Here is a 19,665-nt window from a genome sequence, read left to right on the forward strand (position 1 = left end):
AGTGACCCCGCCGGGCCGATTCAGACAGTTGGATCACCCTCCGGCGTTCACGTCCCGGTGGCCCGGTGCGGGGGGTCGACCAGGAGCCGGTTGCGGACGGCGAACGAGGCCGCCTCCAGGCGCGAGTGGACACCCAGCTTGGTGAGCAGGGCCTGGATGTGGGTGCGCACGGTGGTCGAGGAGATGCCCATCCGGCGCTGCATGGCCACGGTGCTGGCCCCTTCGACCAACAGCGCCAGGCACTGCCGTTCGCGCGGGGTGAGGTGCGCGGCGAGGCGTTGGGCGTCGCCGATCTCCGGTGAGCGCGAACGGCTGACGCGGTTCGGCAGTTCGACTACGACCTCGCCGTTCAACGCGCGCCGCAGGGCCTGAGCGAGGGCGGTGACGCTGCCGGTCTTGTGCAGGTAACCGACCGCGCCTGCCTCTAACGCGCGGGCGACCGTGTCAGGGTTGTCGTCGGCGGTCAGCACAAGGATCTTCGTGTGGGTGCTGGCCTTGATGAGCTCACCGAGCGCGTCGATGCCATCGCCATCGGCGAGCGTGCGGTCGAGCAGGCACAGGTCCGGCTTGAGGCCGCGCAGAGCCGCGACGGCACCCGAGACGGTGGCGGCGACCCCGCGCACGGTGAACCCGTGCTGGGTGAGCACAGTGCTCAACGCGTCGGCGAAGACGGTGTGGTCGTCGCAGAGCAGCAGGTCCGTCATGTCGCCTCCGGGGTGCCGTCGGTTGGCTCAACGACGCCGAAGGCCACCCGGATGCGCGTACCGGTCGGTAGCCGCGGGGTGATCCGGACGACTCCGCCGACCGAGCGCGCCAGAGCGTCCACGATGCCCAGGCCGCGGCCGGACCGACCCGGTGGACCGGCCCCGAACCCGGGACCGGTGTCGACGACCTCGACCACGAGCGGCTCGGTCCCGACGACCGCCACGGTCACCTCGCCACCCGCGCGGACCGCGTTCGCGACCAGGTTGGACACCACCCGCCACAGCACGGCCGGGTCCAGGTCGGCGGTGACGGGCTCCCCCGGCGCGAGCCCGACCGGCGCGCCCGCGGCGGCGGCGACCGCGACCACCTGCCCGAGCAGGGCGCGCACGTCGACGGGGGTGGTCACCGGGGTGCCGCGCACGAGGTCGACGAGCCTGGCCACCTGGGACTCGATCAGCGCGACCCTGGTCCTGGCCTCCTCGGACAGCCCGGGGCCGCCGAGCACGGACTCCGCCAGCAGCGCGAGGGTGGCCAACTCGTGGCCGATGTCGTGCAGGACGTCCTGGTCGGCCCCGAACGGGCGCACCTGGTCGGTGCCGCGCCGCCCGGGGCCGGTCCGGCGGTCCACGGGCCAGTCCATCCGGCACCCCCTGCGAGAGTCCACTTGCGAGATCGGCGCGCAGGTGTCGCGCGTTTCGCTGTATTCGGTGCGGACGGCGCAACGGTTCACCCGTATGGCTTACTTTTTCCGGCGAGTTGTCTGACGTGGAGTGACGATCCGGTCACCCGAGGGTCTGGTAGGCCTCGACGATGATGTTGTCCCGGTAGCTGCGCGCGGCGCGGTCGAAGGCGCCGCCGCAGGTGACCAGGCGCAGTTCGGGGCCGGGCACGGGCGCGTAGGCGAGGTCGGTGGGGAACGCCGTCTTCGGGGCCCGGGTGGTGGCCGCGACGGCGAAGGTGACGCGGGTGCCGTCAGCGCGGTCGACCTCGACGCGGTCGCCCGGCCGCAGGTCGACCAACCGGAAGAACACGCCCGGTCCGGCGTGGGAGTCGACGTGCCCGGCGAGCAGGGCCGGGCCCACGGCGCCGGGTACCGGGCCGGCGGTGAACCAGCCCGCGATGTCCGCGGCCACGGGTGGGATGAGCGCGCCCGTGTTGTCTGTGCCGATGTCGACTAGCGGGGTGTCGACGCCGATCGCGGGGATGCGCAGTCGGACCGGCCTGGGGTCGACGGTGGTAGCGGTCGCCGTTGTCGCTACCGACCACGTCGGCACGGTGGGCGTGACGGCGGCGGGGCTGATCGCGTGCGGGTGTTCCGCCTCGCCGGTCACGGCGAAGCAGAACAGCACGACGATCGCGCCCAACGCGCCGACAGCGACCCGACCGATCATCCGCGCCTGCGCACCATCATGGTGAACAGCGCGCCTGCCGCGCCCGCGACCACTAGCAGCCCGAGGGTGAGCAACACGGTGGGGCTGGTCCCACCTTCGCCGGTTTCAACGCCGCCGGTCGGGACTACCTCGGCGCCCTTGGCGTCAGCGGTGACCTCGGTGGTGAGCGTGCCGTTCTTCTCCAGGACCAGAACCGTGTAGACGCCACCGGGGTCGAGGTTCACCGGGAGGTCGGTGGGCGTGGCATCCCTCGGGACGACCTTCAGCACGGAGGCACCGGCCGGGACAAGGGTGTAGTTGGTCGCCTGGCCGAAGACAGCGCGCTCGATCACCGGTACGCCTGCCCGGTCGATGTCGAGCTCACCGGTCTTGGGGGCGGCGTTGACGACACGCATCCGCGCCTGCCCGCTCGGCGGGAGGGTGATGTCGTCGTCGAGGACCTTGAGCGCGAGCGAGGTGAACTTGCCCAGCCCGGCCACGGTGTAGGCGCGGCCCTCGGTGGCCTGGAGGGTCGCGGAGATGACCGGCGGGGACTTCGGGTCGGCACCCGCCGCGCGCATCGCGATCGTGTAGGTGCCCGGCTCCACCCGCTGGTACCCGGAGACAGCGCCGTACCCGACACCGTCGAGCTTCACCGACCAGTCGGGTCTGGCGAAGTTCGTGACCGTGACATCGACGTTCGGCGTGTCGGGGGAAAGGTGAGCCAGCCGGAGATAGGTACCGCTAGCGGCGTGTGCGGGCGTGACACCGAGAGCGGTCAGGATCGCCGCTACGAGCAGGATCAGTGTGGGGCGCATTGGACGGGTCCTTCTATCGGTTCGGCACGGGGTTACCGGAGAGGCGCCAGGACACGGCGAACCCCCGGTCGGTGAGGCGGAAGTCGTCGGGGGCGTAGGGCGGCAGCTGCGCGGTGAACCAGGCGCGGAGTTCGGCGGCGACCGCGGGGTCGGTGACCGGGCGGCCGTCCACAGCGGACAGCACGACGGTGCGCAGCGGCAGCTCTGAGCCCATCTCCGGCGCCGGGTTGGCCACCTCGGCGATGGTGATGGGGAACTGGGCGCTGATCTCGGCGAGCACGGCCATGGCGCGGAAGTCGACCCGGCCGGTGCCGAAGGCGACCCGCACCTGGTCGGGCGCGGTGATCTTGGTGTTCGCGGCCAGGTCAGCGCCCGCGACCGCCCGGTTGCCGTCCCCCACGAACCCCGCGCCGCCCGCGGTGAGGCTGACGGTGGCGCCGGGGAAGGTCGCCACGGGCAGCCCGGGACCGTCGACAGCGAGCGCGGCCGATCCCCCGCGGCGGACGCGGCCGTCGGTGTCGGCGAGGTCCCGGGTGAGGTCGGACCACAACAGCGGCGGTGCGGAGAGGTCGAGATCGCCGGTCGCGTTCGAGTCAAGCCAGTCGGCGATGGCGCGGTGGTCGACCGTTGGCGCTACCGGACGGACCGCGGGGACGCTCAAGGCGACAGCGGCTACGGCGGCCAGTGTCGCTACCGCGAACGCGGGACGGGCAGCGCGCGGAAGCCTGTCCAACAAGATCGCCACGCCGAACAACGCGGCCACGAACAAGCCCGGCACGACAACCGCAAGAGGGCTCGGGAGGACAGTGAGGACTACCGCGATCGCCGCGATGATGACGGCTGGGATGAGCTTGGCGGTACGCCGGGTGATAGCCCCAGCAAGAGCGAGCGCGCCGATACCGAGCCACGCGGCGGCAAACGTGCGCGGGCCCGCGGTGGCGAACAGTGGGGCGGTAGCGCAGCAGACAACCAGCACCGCAGACACCAACAACGGGTGTAGACGAAGAACGGCCGCGGTGAGCAACGCACAGAGGGCCATTACCGCGGCGGCAGCGACAGAGGCCTCACGGGCACCGGTCAGGACTGTGTCGTAACGGTTGAAGGATCCGCTGACTCCGCCGTAGAGCACGAGTTGGAGGGTGGTCGCCCACATGTCGAAGGCGACCGGGATGCCCTGTAGTCCCGCCACGCGCGAGTAGGCCGCGTCCACCAGGCCTGGTTCGAGTGACGTGACGGGCAGTCGAGCGGCCATGACGTGCACGCGGAACACGAACACCACAGCGGAGGCGACCGCGACCAGCCAACCGGCCACGGCCACCGAGCGGCGCGGCAAGAGCGCGAGGAACACGAGACTCGCATCGAGGACACGCACGAATGGCAGTAAGAGCGCCACGAGCAGGTAGCGCTGTTCTCGCTGTCGCAACGCCACAACGAGTGTCAGCAGGACATCGGGCAGGAACACGCCCAAGAGCAGCGCCGGGATGGTGACCACGCCGGTGACAACCAGGACAGGCAGCGCCAACCACAAGGCCGAGGCGATAACCGTCTCGACCGCGAAGGCCGGTGTGCCCCGGGGGAACCGGTTACGCCAAGAGCTTCGCCAGAAGTCCCGCGCCCAAGTGCTGACTTGCGTGCAGTACTCCCCCAGGCCTGCTGGGGCCGGGATGTCCACGATGGCCCCGCGAACGACGAGGACACGGCCCAGTCGACGGCGGTAGATCTGTTGGGAGAGGTTGGATCCGAGGTCGAGGTCGGCGAGCACGCGAGTGCGGAACAGGCGCGCCGGGCTCGGGGCCAACCGTGCGACCTCGGTGCGCGGGCGGGACCTGGCGACCGTCAGCAACCACTGGCCCAGAGCCAACGCCCTGGCGCGGTACGCGGTCAGCACACGCGGACCACGCCAGTCCACGCGCGCGTACCCGGCCACCCCGACGACGTCGGGGTCGTCGAACAGCGGCATGGTGCGGTCGAGGAACCGCGGGTCCGGTCGGTGATCGGGCTCAAGCAGCAGCACGTACTCGTAGCCCTCGGGGGGCACCGTGCCGACGTAGATGTCCTCGCGCGCGACCAGCCTCTCCGCCGCCTCGATCGCGACAGGGGAGTCCTCTTCGCGCCCGTTGATGAGCACGACGACCGAGCGGTGCACGCGCGAGATCGAGTCGACCGACGACGAGCCGTGTTCACGGTCCCTGCGCAACACCCCGAGGACCGAGGCAACGGTGAAGCCCACGCCGATCGCGACAACCGCCAACACCCACGCCGGGATCACCTCGGCACCGGTCCGCCGCCGCCCACCACGCCACCCCCAGCCCATCCGACGAGGCGACCGTAGGTTCCAACGGACGAAACCGGCTCACCCCGCTGGATGAGGCGGCCTACGACGTCTGGACGGGATCCTTCGCCCGGGGCAAGAGACCGGCGGCGCGGGCAGCGCTAACAGCCTGCAATCGGCTGTGCACACCAAGTTTGGCGTAGACACTGTGGGTGTGCGTTCGGACGGTATTAGTGGACAGTCCTAACTCGGCAGCGATCTGCGGACCGCGCATGCCGTCCACCATGCACTCCAGCACCTCGCGCTCCCGGCCGGACAACGCGTCCAGCGGACCGTCCGCGCCGCGCCGCAGGTCGTCCCGCAAGCCGCGGAGCACGGCCCCCAGCAGCCGCGGCGGGAACCACGCGTCACCCCTGGCCACCCCGCGCAGCACCTCGACCAGGTGGGCCATCCCCGACGCCTTCGAGATCCACGCGTCCGCCCCGGCCCTGGCCGCCGCGAGCGCGCGAGCCGGGTCCTTGCTCCCGGTGAGCGCGACCAGCCGCGCCTCGGGCGCGGCCGCGCGCAGGGTCGCGAACAGCTCGGCCTGCGGCACCCGGACCGCCTCCGGCTCCACGGTGATGATCGTCGGCCGCTCCTGGGCCAGTCTGCCGCCCAACCTCGGGTCGTCGCTGGCGCTGCGGCCCGCCACCCACAGGTCGGTGAACGCGGCGAGCCGCGCGGTCAGCGCCTCGGTGAGCAGCGTGTGGTCGTCGACGAGCCAGAGTTTGATGAGCTCCACGGCCGGACACGGTGCAGCAGCGGGCCGCCGCTGTCCTCATCCAGATGGAGGAGAGTCACCCATTCGTGTGGTGGGGGTGCCTGCTGCCTGCCAAGCAGGGCCGTCAGTCGAGAAGAGCTGGTCAGTCGAGAAGGGCTGGTCAGTCGAGAAGGGCGTCGACGAACGCGCGGGGGTCGAACGGCGCGAGGTCGTCCGCGCCCTCGCCGAGCCCGACCAGCTTGACCGGGACGCCGAGCTCGCGCTGCACCTGGAAGACGATGCCGCCCTTGGCGGTGCCGTCGAGCTTGGTGAGCACGATGCCGGTGACGTCGACGACCTCGCCGAACACGCGGGCCTGGGTGAGGCCGTTCTGGCCGGTGGTGGCGTCGAGCACGAGCAGCACCTCGTCGACCTCGCCCTGCTTCTCCACCACCCGCTTGACCTTGCCCAGCTCGTCCATCAGGCCGGTCTTGGTGTGGAGCCTGCCCGCGGTGTCGATGAGGACGGTGTCGACGCCGCTCTCCCGGCCGAGCTTGACCGCGTCGAACGCCACCGCGGCCGGGTCGGCGCCTTCCTTGCCGCGGACGACCTGGGCGCCCACGCGGTCCGCCCAGGTCTGGAGCTGGTCGGCGGCCGCGGCGCGGAACGTGTCCGCGGCACCGAGGACGACAGAGCGCCCGTCAGCGACAAGAACACGTGCGAGCTTGCCCGTGGTGGTGGTCTTACCGGTGCCGTTGACCCCAACGACCAACACGACCGCGGGCTGCTTGTTGTCGCCATCGCCATGCGGGAGGGCGCGCACCGCGCGGTCCATCTCCGGGCGCAGCACGTCGTACAACACCTCGCGCAGCAGAGCGCGGGCCTGGTCCGGGGTGCGGACACCGCGGGAGACCAGCTCGGTGCGCAGCCGCTGGACGATCTCCTCGGTGGTGGTGGCGCCGAGGTCGGCCAGCAGCAGAGTGTCCTCGACATCGGTCCAGGAGTCCTCGTCGAGGTCACCGGCGCCGAGCAGGCCGAGCAGGCCCTGGCCCAGGGTGGACCGGCTGCGGGCCAGGCGCCCGCGCAGGCGCTCCAGGCGACCGCTGGTCGGCGCGATCTCCTCGACCGGCTCGGGCTCGGGGCGGACCGCCTCGGGGACGATGACCGGCATCGGCTCCGGGACGACCACCTCGGGCAGCACCGGGAGCACGGGCTGGACCGGCTCGGCGGGCTCGGTGGCGTCCGGGGTGTCGGTGGCGTCCGGCGCGGTGGTCGGCGCGGTCGCGTCGGGGAGGGTGATGTCGACGATCGGCCGCTTGGGCGAGTCGCGCGGCACCGAGGCGTCGTCGCCGACCCCGGGCTGGCCGTCCACCTCGGTCCGCTCACCGGCCGGGTGCGGCGGTGCCTGCTGCCCACCCGGTGCCAGGCTGATCCCGCCGCCCGCCTGGTAGCCGCCGCCCCTGCGCCGCTCGGCCACCTCGGGTTTCGGCTTGTCCAGGCTGATCCGCCTGCGCCTGGCCAGCAGGACCCCGGTGACCAGGGCGGCGACGAGCAACGCCAGCACGACGACGAGGACGACGATCAGGGTGTTCGACACCGGGCCATCCTCGCATCCCCGGGTACCGGGGTGCCGGACACCGGCCGGGGCCGCGCCCGGCGTGGTCCAATAGGCCCCCGGTGACCTCCGTCGGCCCGTCCCCGGCGCCCGTCGTGGTCCTGCCGACCCTGCCCAGCCCTCCGACCGGCGGGAGCCGTTGCCGTGCGCGTGCTCGACCTCGCGATCATCGTGGTGTTCCTGATCGGCATGCCGTTGCTGGGGGTGCTGATCGGCGGCAAACAGCGCTCCGCGAAGGACTACTTCGTCGGGGACGGCAAGATCTCGTGGTGGGTGGCCTGCCTGTCGGTGGTGTCGGCCGAGACCTCCACGCTCACGGTGCTGAGCGTGCCGACAGTGGCCTACCTCGGCGCCTTCACCTACCTGCAACTGGCGATCGGTTACGTCATCGGCCGAGCCGTGGTCGCCTTCGTCCTCTTGCCGCGTTACGTCGCCGGGAACATGACCACCGCCTACAACTTCCTCGGGCAGCGGTTCGGGGGTGGGTTGCAGGCGACCGCGTCGGTGACGTTCCTGCTGACCCGTTTGCTCGCGGACGGGGTGCGACTGTTCGCGACCGCGATCCCGGTGAAGGTAGTGCTATCGGCGTACGGGGTGGACGCCGCCTATTGGCTGATCGTCGCGGTGCTGGGCGTGGCGATGGTGGCGTACACGTTCTTCGGTGGGGTACGCGCGGTCGTGTGGGTCGACGCTATCCAGATGCTCTGGTACGTCCTGGGCGGTATCGCGGTGATCTGGGTGTTGGCGTGGCGGCTACCGGACGGCTGGTTGGGCGCGGCGGTCGACGCGGGTAAGACGCAACTGTTCGACTTCGCGTCCGCGCCGCTGAGCAACCAGTACGCCGCCGTCACCGCGATCCTCGGCGGCGCGGTGCTGTCGATGGCCTCCCACGGCGCCGACCAACTGGTGGTGCAGCGGCTCATGGCCTGCAACGACGTGCGGGCCAGCCAGAAGGCGCTGATCGCCAGCGGTGTGGTGGTGTTCCTGCAGTTCGCCATGTTCCTGCTGATCGGCACCATGCTGTGGTCGTTCTACCGCGGCCTGGACCCGGTGTCCGGGTTGGGCCTGACCACGGGCGACGAGCTGTTCGCCTCGTTCATCGTCACCGAGTTGCCCAGCGGCCTGTCCGGGTTCGTCATCGCGGGGATCCTCGCGGCCGCGTTGAGCTCGTCGCTGGGTGCGCTGGCCTCGTCCACCGTCACCGACGTGTACCAGCGGGTGGTGCGCCGGGAGCTGACCGACGCCGAGGCGCTGCGGATGGGTCGTATGTGGACGGTTGTGTGGGCGGGCGCTCTTATCGTGTTCGCGTCGATGTTCACCACGACCAAGAACCCGATCGTCGAGACAGCGCTGGCCATCACCGGTTACACCTACGGCGCGCTGCTCGGCGCGTTCGTCCTCGGGCTGGTGGCGAGGCGGGCCCGGCAGGTCGACGCGATCGTCGCGTTCGTGGTGACGGTGGCGGTGATGGCGTTCGTGATCCTGGGGATGAAGTTCAGCAAGGCCACCGGCCAGTTCCTCGGCGTCGACTTCGCCAAGGCGCGCGGCGACTCGGTGGCACTCGCCTTCCCCTGGTACACGCCGCTGGGGGTGGCGGTGACGCTGGTCGTGGGCGGATTGCTCTCCCTGCGCCACCGCACCGACAGCGCTGTCTAGAAGATCCCCTGTTCCGGCGCGAGGATGCCGCGCGGGTCGAACCGGTTCTTCAAACGGCGAACGCGGCCGTAGGCAGTGCCGTAGTGGCGTTGCCAGTCACCCGGTTGGCCCGGGATAGAGCCGATCGGGTACTGGGTGCCCCCTACGGCCAAGGCCTTGTCGTAGGCAGACCGGTTGTTCACCAACAACGTCCGGACCACTGCCTCGTCCGGTGGGGCTACCGCGCGCAGGATGGACAAGATGAACACGACAGAGCTGTCGGGGACCGACACCATCGGACGCGTGAGGCGCTTGCGGGTGAACGGGTACAGCAGGATCGGGCCGCCACCGGTGTCGGCCGGGGTGAGCTTCGCTAGCAGGCCCTCGATGTAGGAGTCGGTGGCGCGGTCGGGGAGGAAGAGGTTGAGCCACGGGTTGGGGAACTTCAGCGGCCGCAACTGCTCCACGACGGCGTAGACCCGGTTGAGCCACTCGAAGTACGGCAGGCTCGTGGTCTCTGTCTTCGCGGCAGTGGGCAAACCGCGCACGACAGCCTTGTCGTCCGGGGTCTTCGCGGAGTGGTAAACGCCGCCCTCAAGCAGGTAGCTCCAACCGGTCCCGGACCACACCACCTGCCCCTCCAGGTAGTCGAAGCGACCATCGGCGAGGGCGATCCGCTGCGCGGCGGTCATAGAGCGCAGGTCTGGGTAAGAGAGGTGGTAGATCCGGGCAGTGGTGGGCGCGGGCACCAGGTCCAGGGTCGCGCGGACGATCACGGCGTACTGGCCCAAGCCGCCGAGCACCGCCTCGAACAGATCCCGTTCGACGGTCGGCGAACACCGCACCAGCTTGCCCTCGCCGGTCACGACCTCCAACTCCCGCACGGTGTCGACCAACAGCCCGTGCCGCGAGGTAGCGCCACCGATGCCGCCGACCGACAGCGTGCCGCCCACCGAGAGTCCCAGGTAGTCGGTCGCCACCGGCGGGGTGAACCCGGCCGCCAACGCTGCCTTGGTCACCTCCAGCCAGGTGGCTCCAGCGTCGACAACGACACCCCGGGCCGAGACCCGGTGCACCGTCGCCAGGGTCCGCGAGTCGATGACGACGCCACCGGGCGCCTGCGCCTGCCCGAACGTCGAGTGGCCCTGCCCGCGCACCGCCACCGGGATCCGGTGCTCGGCGGCGAGCCGCACCACCTTCACCACATCGGACACCGACCCGGGCCGCAGCACCGCGCGGGGGCGGCGGTGCGCGATCTGGCCGTAGTCGTCGGCGGCCTCGGCGAGCGCGGCGGCGTCGGTGACCAGGTCACCGTCCAGCCGCGGCACGGGTAAGCCCGCCGCACCGGTGTCGGCCTGGGCCTGGGTCACCCACCCCACGCCGAGCGCGTCGAAGGCGACGATCGCGGCACCTAGGGTCAGGACCTGACGGCGGTTGGGCATGCGGCACTCCTCGCCAGAGTTGATCACGGGCGGCGCCACGATAACCGCCGATCACCGCAGCCGGTAGGCGACCAGTTCCAGGTGGAGGGTGAAGCCGAGCGCGGTGAACATCCGCTCGGAGGCGTCGTTGCCCAACGCGATCACCGCCGCGGCCTGGCACCGCGCGCCCTGCTCCGCGGCGAGAGTGCGCAGGAGCGCCCGTACCAACGCGCGGCCCGCTCCCGCGTCACGCATGTTGGGATCGACCGCGACGTAGTCGACGTAGAACTCCTCTTCCTGCAAGAACCCAGCCGCGTAGCCGATTACGCCGTCAGCACCCGTCAGCACTACCACCGTGTGGCCGCGAGTCCCCTCGACCAACTGCTCACCGCTGACGGTGCGGTTGGGGAAACAGCGCTCGTGCAGATCGACCACCTGGGCGCGCGTCGTGCGGTCATCGTCCAACTTGCCCGGTCCCACCGCCTGCTCGGCCGCGCTGATGAGCACAGAGCGCAGCGCGGCACCGGTGAGGGTGAACACGCGACTGGCCGACCCGGCGGCGAACCCGTGGCGCGCGGCGAAGTCACCGAGCCTGCGGTTGCGGCGGTGGCCGTAGAGCTCCAGGTCGGTGACACCCGCCAGCCGTGGCCGCGCGGTGACCAGGTCCAGCAGGTCATCGGCGGTGTTGTGCCAGAGCCGGCGGACGGCCGGGTGGTCGGCGGGGACGTCGACGAACGGCCCGTACAGCCAGGCCCGACCCGACTCGGGGTCGACCTCGGCGCTGAGCAGCGCCCGCACCGCACCGGCCGGGTCGACGCCGACCACGGCGCCACCGGCCCAGTCCGGGGTCAGCCGGGTCAGCTCCTCGACCACCTCCTCCTCGGTGGTCCCGTGGTAGCCGATGTGGTGCCCGGGGTCGGCCTGCAGCCGGGCCACCAGGTCGACCGCGGCGGCCAGGTCGGCCTCGGTCGCGGAGCGGAACTCGTACATACCGGAAAGCGTGAACGCCGTGTACCGCCCAGCGCGACTGGATTACCGGGGACGCCCGCCCGGCGAGCGGTGCGCGCGTCCGGCACCCCGGCGCCCACCGCACCAAGTGGACGGTCCGGCTGCGCACCGCGACCGCGTCGCCGCTGGCAGTGACCGTTTTCAGCCGGGAGCGCCCCGATGGGCACCGTTGGTGGTCCGGAAGGCCGCGTTCGTCGACCCGAGACGGTCCCGTTATTTGCGAAACGATCGGATCAGACCATACTTTGTGCGATCCTCACCGCGACCCGCACGCGCGCGCGGGTGCGTGCGTGCGACCCCCAGAGTTCTCCCCAGGAAGGCCCCTGCCGATGGCTAACTTCGACCCCAAGCGCGTCACCCCGATCGAGTGGGCGGGTATCGGCGCTGGCGCGCTGGCGTTCATCTTCAGCTTCTTCTCGTGGTACTCGGTGTCCTACAACGGCCCGAGCGGCCTGGGCTTCGCGGGCTTCGACCAGTCCGCGAGCGCGTGGAGCCTCGGCATCGGCGGCTGGCTGCCGGTGCTGCTGCTGGTGGCGGCCGCGGTGATCCTGGTGCTGCCGCACGTCGGCACCGCGGTGCCGAACCTGGTCACCATCTGGCTCGGCCTCGCCGCCGCGGCCGTGGTGATCCTGCTCATCCGCTGGCTGACCCTGCCCAGCGCGTCGAGCTACGGCCTCGACGACAGCGGCATCTCGGTCGGCGCGGGCTTTGGCCTCTACCTCGGCCTGGTCGCGGCCATCGTGTCCGCCGTGGCTGCCGGGCTGGCCTTCACCAACTCGCGCAAGACCGTCCCGCCGCAGGCGCCCCCGGCGCCGGGCTACCCGGCCTGAGCAACCGCACTCGGCAACACCGCACCACGTTGTGACGGGAAAGCCCCGGCCGCCAAGGCGGTCGGGGCTTTTCCACGTTCTGGGAGTCCTGTCAGGACACTCGCTAGGACGACGCGGTGGCACCCTCGGCGTCGCCGTGGTCGGCCTGCTCCGCTGTCACGCCCTGCTCCGGGATCGCCACCGCGACCACCACGGCACCGGGCTCGGCGACTGACTCGGTCTCGGCGGTCGACTCGGCGGGCGCCGAACCCTCAACAGGCTCTGGCGCGGCGGCCTCCGGTGCTGTGTTGTCCGGCGCTGTGTTCTCCGGTGTGGCGGCCGCGACCTCGGCGGCGCGGCGAGCCGCGTCCTCGGCGATCTTGGCGGCCCCGGCGATGGCCCGGCCCGGGTGCTGCAGCCGCTGCGAGATGACCTGGGTGATGCCGTCGCCGCGCATGCTCACCCCGTAGAGGGCGTCGGCGATCTCCATGGTCGGCTTCTGGTGGGTGATGATGATCAGCTGGGAGCTGGCCCGCAGCTGCTCGAGCAGCCCGATCAGCCTGCGCATGTTGGTGTCGTCCAGCGCGGCCTCGACCTCGTCCATCACGTAGAACGGCGAGGGCCGGGCGCGGAAGATGGCGACCAGCATGGCCACCGCGACCAGCGACTTCTCCCCGCCGGAGAGCAGCGAGAGCCGCTTGACCTTCTTGCCGGGCGGGCGGGCCTCGACGTCGACCCCGGTGACCAGCATGTCCTCGGGCTCGGTGAGGATCATCCGGCCCTCGCCGCCGGGGAACAGCACGTTGAACACGGTCACGAACTCGCGGGCGACGTCCTCGTAGGCGGAGGCGAAGACCTCCAGGATCTTGTCGTCGACCTCCTTGATGACGGTGAGCAGGTCGCGCCGGGTCGCCTTGAGGTCCTCGAGCTGGGTGGAGAGGAACTTGTAGCGCTCCTCCAGCGCGGCGAACTCCTCCAGGGCCAGCGGGTTGACCTTGCCCAGCAGCGACAGGTCGCGTTCGGCGCGCTTGGCCCGCCGCGCCTGGGTCTCGCGGTCGTACGGGGTCGACGGCGGCAGGGTCACGTCCTCGCCGCGCTCCTTGGCCGCCTCGTACTCGGCCAGCTCCCCCGGGCTCGGCGGCACCGGGACGGTCGGCCCGTACTCGGCGACCAGGTCGTCGAGGCCGATGCCGAACGTCTCGGCGATCCTGACCTCCAGCTGTTCGAGCCGCAGCCGCTGCTCGGCGCGCAGCACCTCGTCGCGGTGCACGGCGTCGGTCAGCTTCTCCAGCTCGGTGCCCAGCTCGCGGACCTTGCCGCGCACGTCGGCCAGGACGCGCTCGCGTTCGGCGCGCTGGGCCTGGATGGTGTCGCGGTCCTGCGCGGAGCGGGCCAGCGACCGGGCGATGCGCTCCAGGGCCAGCTCACCGCCCTCGACCACGGCCGTGGCGATGGTGGCGCCGCGCTTGCGGGAGGCCATCGCCCTCGACGCGCGCTCACGGGCCTCGCGCTCGGCGCGGGCGGCGCGGCGCAGCTGGTCGGCCTTGCCCTGCAGCGCGCGGTGCCGCTCCTCGGAGGTGCGCAGGGTGAGCCTGCTCTCCATCTCCTCCTGCCTGGCGGAGGCGAGGGAGGCGGTGTACTCGTCGCGTTCGCTGGAGTCGGGCTCGTCGTCGACCGACTGCTCCTGCTCGACGACCGCGAGCCGCTCCTCCAGCTCGGCGAGCCTGGTCAGCGCGTCGGCGCGGGCCTGCTCGACCTTGCCGCGCTGGTGCTCGGCGCGCTGCACCTCGGCCTCGGCGGAGCGCACGGCGGCGCGCAGCCGGTTGAGCCGCTCGGCGGAGCGGGCGGCGCGGACCTTGCCGTCGTTGAGTGCCTCCTTGACCGCGTCGACGTCGGCGCGGCGGGCCTGCTGCTCGGCGCGGGCGCCCTCCAGCGCGGCGGAGGCCTGCTCGACGGCGCGCTCGGCGGCGGAGAGCTTGGCGTTGGCCTCGTCGACGGCGGCCTGGACCTCGATGACGCTGCGGGCCTTCTCCGACCCGCCGACCGCCCAGTACGCGCCGAGGACGTCGCCCTCGCGGGTGACCGCCCGGATCTCGGGGTGGTCGGCGACCAGGGACCGCGCCTCGGCGAGCCCGTCGACCACGGCCATCCGGTCCAGCGCCCGGTGCACGGCGGGCACCAGCGCGTCGGGCGCGCGCACGAGGTCGACCGCCCACCTGGCACCGGCGGGCAGAGCGGGCCAGCCCGCGCGGTCGAGCGGGACAGCGGGGCCGCCGACCAGCATCCCGGCCCGGCCCTCGTCACCGTTGCGCAGCAGCCGCAACGCTTCCAGCGCGCCCTCCGGGTCTGACACCGCGACGGCGTCGGCCACGGGTCCGAGCGCGGCGGCGAGCGCGGCCTCGGCCCCGGTCTCGACGGTCAGCAGCGCGGCCACCGACCCGAGCAGTCCCGGCAGGCGGCCGGACGCGGCGAGCAGCGCCCCGGCGCCGTCCTTGCGGGACAGGCCGAGCGAGAGCGCGTCGACCCTGGCCCGCCAGGACGCGATGTCCTTCTCGGCCTGGCGCTCGGCGCGGACCAGCTCCTCGACCCTGGCGCGGGCGGCGTCCAGCGACGCGGTGGCCTGGGTGTGGCGCTCGGCGAGCGCCACGTCGTCGGTGTCCTCGACACCGGACTCCTCCTGGCCGATGGCCAGTTCCTCGGCGGCGATCTCGGCGCGCTCGCGGGCCTCGCCGAGGGTGAAGGAGAGCCGCTCGATCTCCTCGTCGGTGGCGTTGGCCTTGCTGCGCAGCGCCTCGACCTGCCCGCCGAGCCTGGCCAGGCCCTCGCGGCGGTCGGCGATCGCGCGGACCGCGGCCAGGTGCGCCTTCTCGGCTGCCTGCACCATCCGCTCCAGCTCGGCGCGCCGCTCGGTGGCCTCGGCCAGCGTGTAGCGGGCCTCAGCGACGGCCTCGAACAGCTCGGCCTCGCGCATCGCGGTGTGCTCGGCCTCCTCCTCGAGCTCCTCCGGGTCGCGCCCGCCGCGCGGCGCCTCGACCGCGGCCGACAGGTGCCTGGCGCGCTCGACGGCCAGCCGGACGGTGCCGCGCAGCCGCTCCTCCAGCGCGGAGAGCCGGTACCAGGTCTCCTGGGCGGCGGCGAGCTTCGGCTGGTCGACGGCGAGGGCGTCCTCCAGCTCGGTCTGCCTGGCCTGCCCGATCTCCAGGGCCTGCTCGACCTCGGCGCGCTTGCCGCGCGCCGTCGCCTCGTCGGCCTCCTCGCGGGCGATGTCGCCGCGCTGGGTGACCAGGTCGTCGGCGTGCAGCCGCAGCCGGGCGTCGCGCAGCTCCGACTGGGTGGTCTGCGCCTTGCGGGCGATCTCGGCCTGCTTGCCCAGCGGCTTGAGCTGGCGGCGCAGCTCGGCGGTCAGGTCGTTGAGCCGGGTGAGGTTGGCCTGCATCGCGTCGAGCTTGCGGATGGCCTTCTCTTTGCGCTTGCGGTGCTTGAGGACGCCTGCGGCCTCCTCGATGAACGCGCGGCGCTCCTCCGGCTTGGACTCCAGGATCGCCGCGAGCTGGCCCTGCCCGACGATGACGTGCATCTCGCGGCCGATGCCGGAGTCCGAGAGCAGCTCCTGCACGTCCATCAGGCGGCAGCCCTGGCCGTTGATCTCGTACTCGCTGGCGCCGTCGCGGAACATCCGGCGGGTGATCGACACCTCGGTGTACTCGATGGGCAGCGCGCCGTCGGCGTTGTCGATGGTCAGGGTCACCTCGGCGCGGCCGAGCGGGGCGCGACCGGCGGTGCCCGCGAAGATGACGTCTTCCATCTTGCCGCCACGCAGACCCTTGGCGCTGCCCTCGCCCATCACCCAGCGCAACGCGTCGAGCACGTTGGACTTACCGGAGCCGTTGGGTCCGACGACGCAGGTGATGCCCGGCTCGAACTTGAGCGTCGTGGCCGAGGCGAAGGACTTGAACCCCTTCAGCGTCAGGCTCTTGAGGTGCACGAGTCGAGACCCTTCAGGTGAGGCTCCGGGGACGACGAGCCGCCGTTATCCGGCCGAGACTACCCGTGCGGGCGGGCCGTTCCGGGGAGGCGGGGCCCATACCGGCGGCCACGGCTGGTCAGGACGGCGGAGGGACGTCCACAAGCACGATGTCGTCGTCGGTGACCACCTGGACCCGCGAGATCCGGGTCAGGTCGATGGAGGTGCTGCCCGGGATCGACTCGCCCTGCCCGTAGCTGGTCGCCCACCAGCCCGCGACCTCGCGGTAGCCGTCGCGGCCGCGCACCACCAGCTTGCACGGCTTGCCCGGCGGCACGTCGTGCAGCCGGATCTTGACCTCGGTGCCCCAGGCGCGGTCGGTCAGGTCGACATCGGCGCGGACCCCGCTGGCCTGGTCGGTCGCCGACCAGCTGACGGTGAGCGGCGGCTGGTTCTCCTGCCCGCGCACCGCCTCGTAGACCAGCACCCCGCCCACCGAGAGCGCGACCACCACGGCCGCGGCGGCGGCCATGAGGGCGAGCCTGCGGCCCTTCCGGGGGGCATCGATATCGGGGACCAGGGCATCGGGGACCAGGGTGACGGCCGGGACCCGCCCCTGGGCGGGCTCGGTGACCGGCTCTTCCTCGTACCAGGCGGGGGGCTCGCCGCCGCGCAGGTCCGCGGGCACCTCGGGGGTGTCCTCGAAGTCCGCGGCGGAGATGCGGTGCAGCAGGCCGGGCAGCGGGGCGAGCCGGACCAGCTCGGTGCGGCAGTCGGCGCAGCGCGCGGCGTGCGCCTCGAAGGCGGAGCGCTCCACCGGGTCCAGCGCCCCGAGCAGGTACGCACCCAGCGACAGGGTGTGCGAACAGGTCACAGCTCGGTCACCCCACGCTCCTCCAACGCGTCGCGCAGCGCGCGCAGCGCGTAGAACGACCGGGACTTGACCGTGCCCGGCGGCACCCCGAGCACCTTGGCCGCCTCGGCGACCGTGCGGCGGCGGTAGAACAGCTCGGCGATCACCGCGCGGTGGTCGCGGGAGAGCACCCGCATGGCCTCGGCGACCTGCCAGCCCTGCAGCACCTGCTCGAACTCGTCACCGGCGCGCGGCCAGTCGGCGTCGTCGATCGGTACCTCGGCCACCCGGGCGCTCTGCCTGCGGTAACCGGAGATCACCAGGTTCTTGGCCACGGTGTAGAGCCAGGGGCCCGCCTTGTCGGCCTCCAGCGACTCGGCGTGCCGCCATGCCCGCAACAGTGTCTCCTGCACGACGTCCTCGGCGCGCTGGTGGTCACCGCCGACCGCGCGCAGCACGTAGCCGAGCAGCGGTCGCCGGTATCGGCTGTAGAGCTGTCGGACGAACTCGTCGTCCTGCCCCGGGCTCCCCACGTTCAGGGCTTACGCCTCCCGAAGCCGGTTGGTTCACTGTGGACCCGGTCACTCAACGTTCGAGGAACCCCCGCAGGTTCCCCTTCGGGTCATCCCACCTCTCGATGACCGCGGTGACGGTCCCCGGGGTCTGCCCCGAGCGCAGCGCGGCCAGCAGGTCGTCGCACGCCTGCCTCGCTCCCTCGGCGACCACCTCGACCCGCCCGTCGTCGGTGTTGCGCGCCCACCCGACGAGCCCGAGGCGCAACGCCTGCGACCGCGTCCACCAGCGGAAACCCACCCCTTGGACCTGGCCTCGCACGAACGCGGTCAGCCGGACCGCGGCACTCCCCGACACCGGCCCATGGTCGCACGGGCCGGTGCCGGGGATCGTCGGCGTGCCGACTAGGCGGTGGTGAACACCGGGGCGTCGACCGCCCAGTACCAGTTGTTGGCGCCGTTGGCCAGGCGCCAGGTGACCTTCGCGGACTGGGCGCCCGCGGGGACGGCGATCGAGAGGGACTCGATCTTGGCGATGGCGTCGCCGGTGTAGGTCAGGGCGGTGCGGGCGGCGCCGCCGTCGAAGGAGACGGTGACCGTGGCGGTCTCGTTGCCCTCCTTGCGGTAGTGCGAACTGAAGCCGACCTTGAGCGTGCGCTTACCGGCGACCGACACCGCGGGCGAGGTCAGCGCGCTGGTGTAGGTGCCCGAGGTGGCCTTGTCCGACCACTCGTCGGAGTCGGCGACCGCGAACACGCCGCGGGCGCGGACGTTGCTCTCCCGGCTCTGGCCCGCCTCGGTCCTGGTCCAGAACTCGTCGGTGGCGAACGACCAGCCGCGCCACTCGGTCACGCCGCCGGTGCCCATGGCTGAGTTGTCGATCGTCCAGCCGGACGGGGTGGTCTTGGTCCAGCCGCGCACCGCGGCAGGGATGCCGGTCTCGTCGACCCTGGCCTGCAGGGAGCCGACCAGGCCGTCGAACGGGTCGCCGGTCGCGGTGCCCAGCACCCGGCCGTCGAGCGCCGCCGGGATCGCGACGCCGAGCAGCGACAGCACGGTCGGGGCCACGTCCACGTTCTTCGGCGCGATCGCGGGCGTGCCGGGGGTGGTGCCGGGGCCGCTGCGGATGATGAACGACGACCGCTCCGGCGTGGAGTTGCCGCCGTGGCCGCCCGCGTCGGTGTGGCCGTGGTCGGCGGAGACGAGGAACGTCCAGTCCTCGTTCGGGTAGTTCGAGCGGGCGCGGACGGTGTCGACGAACTGCTTGACCCGCTTGTCGGTCGCGGCGACGGCGTCGAGGTAGCAGGTGGTCGCGGCACCGCAGTTGTGGCCCGCGGCGTCCACGTCGTCGAGGACGACGAAGCTCGCGTCCGGGCCCACGTCGCGCAGCCGGGCCACGGTCTGGTTGGTGGTGTCGGTGTCGTTGGCGCCGTTGGCCCTGGCGTCGACGGCGCTGGAGAAGATCGCCTTGCCCGCCGAGTCGTCGACCAGCGGGTCCCAGGTGGCGGCCGCGAAGGTGGACAGCGCGGGCCTGGCCTGCTCGGCGCGGGTCAGGAAGTCCGGGTAGGTCGCCAGGTTGGTCGAGGTGCCCCAGCTGTTGCTGAGCACGCGGTGCTTGTCTGGCCAAGTTCCGGTGGCCAGCGTCGCCCATCCCGGCCCGGACAGGGTGGGCGCGAACGGGGGCGCGTAGAGGGCGGTCTTGCTCGACGAGCCCGACGCGATGAGGCTGTCGAGGGTGGGGGCGTCAGCCGGGGCGATCTTGTCGAAGAGCAGTCCGTCGATGCCGATGACCAGCACCTTCGGCGTCTTGGCCGCCGCCGCGGCAGCGGTCGGGGCGAGGGTGGGGGCGATCAGGGCACCTGCGGTGACGGCCAGGGCGGTGGTGAGGGCCGACAGACGTGTTCGCCGCAAGGGGTTCCTCCAAGGACTCGGTCCGGCGAGTAC

At 72.0% G+C, this 19,665-nt stretch carries 16 protein-coding genes; 2 read left to right on the plus strand and 14 right to left on the minus strand.

Translation table 11 applies throughout. The annotated features are described in order from the left end of the window. Window positions 1-47: 47 nt before the first annotated feature. The 7 genes from BMY07_RS09310 to ftsY all read right to left on the minus strand — a co-directional run bounded on the left by BMY07_RS09310 (window position 48) and on the right by ftsY (window position 7,501). On the minus strand, window positions 48-704 hold the full coding sequence (locus BMY07_RS09310) for a response regulator (protein WP_092776567.1): 657 nt from the start codon (window positions 702-704) through the stop codon (window positions 48-50). Beyond that, the gene (locus BMY07_RS09315; protein WP_092776569.1) at window positions 701-1,345 is read right to left on the minus strand and encodes a sensor histidine kinase; all 645 of its coding nucleotides are present in this window, start codon (window positions 1,343-1,345) and stop codon (window positions 701-703) included. The genes BMY07_RS09310 and BMY07_RS09315 overlap by 4 nt, the downstream gene beginning before the upstream one ends. A gap of 142 nt (window positions 1,346-1,487) precedes the next feature. After that, window positions 1,488-2,096, minus strand: a complete 609-nt coding sequence (locus tag BMY07_RS09320) for a class F sortase (RefSeq protein ID WP_092776571.1) — start codon at window positions 2,094-2,096, stop codon at window positions 1,488-1,490. Continuing rightward, window positions 2,093-2,893 carry a DUF4397 domain-containing protein gene (locus BMY07_RS09325; protein WP_092776573.1) on the minus strand — a complete coding sequence of 267 codons (801 nt, stop codon included), beginning with the start codon at window positions 2,891-2,893 and terminating at the stop codon, window positions 2,093-2,095. Before BMY07_RS09325 ends, BMY07_RS09320 begins: the two co-directional genes overlap by 4 nt. Before the next feature lie 13 nt (window positions 2,894-2,906). After that, a complete protein-coding gene (locus tag BMY07_RS09330) occupies window positions 2,907-5,207 on the minus strand; it encodes a glycosyltransferase family 2 protein (RefSeq protein ID WP_143073415.1) in 2,301 nt (766 codons plus the stop codon). Between the two features lie 61 nt (window positions 5,208-5,268). Further along, on the minus strand, window positions 5,269-5,946 hold the full coding sequence (locus BMY07_RS35860) for a response regulator transcription factor (RefSeq protein ID WP_092776576.1): 678 nt from the start codon (window positions 5,944-5,946) through the stop codon (window positions 5,269-5,271). 139 nt (window positions 5,947-6,085) lie between these two features. Further along, window positions 6,086-7,501, minus strand: coding sequence for a signal recognition particle-docking protein FtsY (gene ftsY, locus BMY07_RS09340; RefSeq protein ID WP_092776577.1), 1,416 nt, complete (start codon window positions 7,499-7,501; stop codon window positions 6,086-6,088). 162 nt (window positions 7,502-7,663) lie between these two features. On the opposite strand from ftsY, the gene BMY07_RS09345 reads away from it, so the two are divergent. Continuing rightward, complete coding sequence (locus BMY07_RS09345; protein WP_092776578.1) at window positions 7,664-9,175, plus strand: sodium:solute symporter; 1,512 nt, start codon at window positions 7,664-7,666, stop codon at window positions 9,173-9,175. Here the strand turns inward: BMY07_RS09345 and BMY07_RS09350 are convergent. Together BMY07_RS09350 and BMY07_RS09355 are read right to left on the minus strand one after the other, a co-directional pair. After that, window positions 9,172-10,596: an FAD-binding protein gene (locus tag BMY07_RS09350; protein WP_092776579.1), complete on the minus strand. Its 1,425-nt coding sequence runs from the start codon at window positions 10,594-10,596 to the stop codon at window positions 9,172-9,174. The genes BMY07_RS09345 and BMY07_RS09350 overlap by 4 nt on opposite strands. A gap of 51 nt (window positions 10,597-10,647) precedes the next feature. Next, on the minus strand, window positions 10,648-11,565 hold the full coding sequence (locus BMY07_RS09355; RefSeq protein WP_092776580.1) for a GNAT family N-acetyltransferase: 918 nt from the start codon (window positions 11,563-11,565) through the stop codon (window positions 10,648-10,650). 347 nt (window positions 11,566-11,912) lie between these two features. Between BMY07_RS09355 and BMY07_RS09360 the strand changes: the two genes are divergently transcribed. Continuing rightward, complete coding sequence (locus BMY07_RS09360) at window positions 11,913-12,413, plus strand: hypothetical protein (RefSeq protein WP_092776581.1); 501 nt, start codon at window positions 11,913-11,915, stop codon at window positions 12,411-12,413. A gap of 103 nt (window positions 12,414-12,516) precedes the next feature. Here the strand turns inward: BMY07_RS09360 and smc are convergent, their stop codons facing one another. The 5 genes from smc to BMY07_RS09385 all read right to left on the minus strand — a co-directional run bounded on the left by smc (window position 12,517) and on the right by BMY07_RS09385 (window position 19,632). Beyond that, the gene (gene smc / locus BMY07_RS09365) at window positions 12,517-16,377 is read right to left on the minus strand and encodes a chromosome segregation protein SMC (protein WP_092776583.1); all 3,861 of its coding nucleotides are present in this window, start codon (window positions 16,375-16,377) and stop codon (window positions 12,517-12,519) included. Between the two features lie 118 nt (window positions 16,378-16,495). After that, window positions 16,496-17,230, minus strand: coding sequence for an anti-sigma factor family protein (locus BMY07_RS09370; protein WP_092776585.1), 735 nt, complete (start codon window positions 17,228-17,230; stop codon window positions 16,496-16,498). Further along, window positions 17,227-17,742, minus strand: coding sequence for a sigma-70 family RNA polymerase sigma factor (locus tag BMY07_RS09375; RefSeq protein ID WP_092776587.1), 516 nt, complete (start codon window positions 17,740-17,742; stop codon window positions 17,227-17,229). Before BMY07_RS09375 ends, BMY07_RS09370 begins: the two co-directional genes overlap by 4 nt. Before the next feature lie 52 nt (window positions 17,743-17,794). Then, window positions 17,795-18,079, minus strand: coding sequence for an acylphosphatase (locus BMY07_RS09380; RefSeq protein WP_092776589.1), 285 nt, complete (start codon window positions 18,077-18,079; stop codon window positions 17,795-17,797). 47 nt (window positions 18,080-18,126) lie between these two features. Next, on the minus strand, window positions 18,127-19,632 hold the full coding sequence (locus BMY07_RS09385; RefSeq protein ID WP_092776590.1) for an alkaline phosphatase family protein: 1,506 nt from the start codon (window positions 19,630-19,632) through the stop codon (window positions 18,127-18,129). Window positions 19,633-19,665 lie beyond the last annotated feature (33 nt).

The organism is Actinokineospora terrae, assembly GCF_900111175.1.
Lineage (GTDB): Bacteria > Actinomycetota > Actinomycetes > Mycobacteriales > Pseudonocardiaceae > Actinokineospora > Actinokineospora terrae.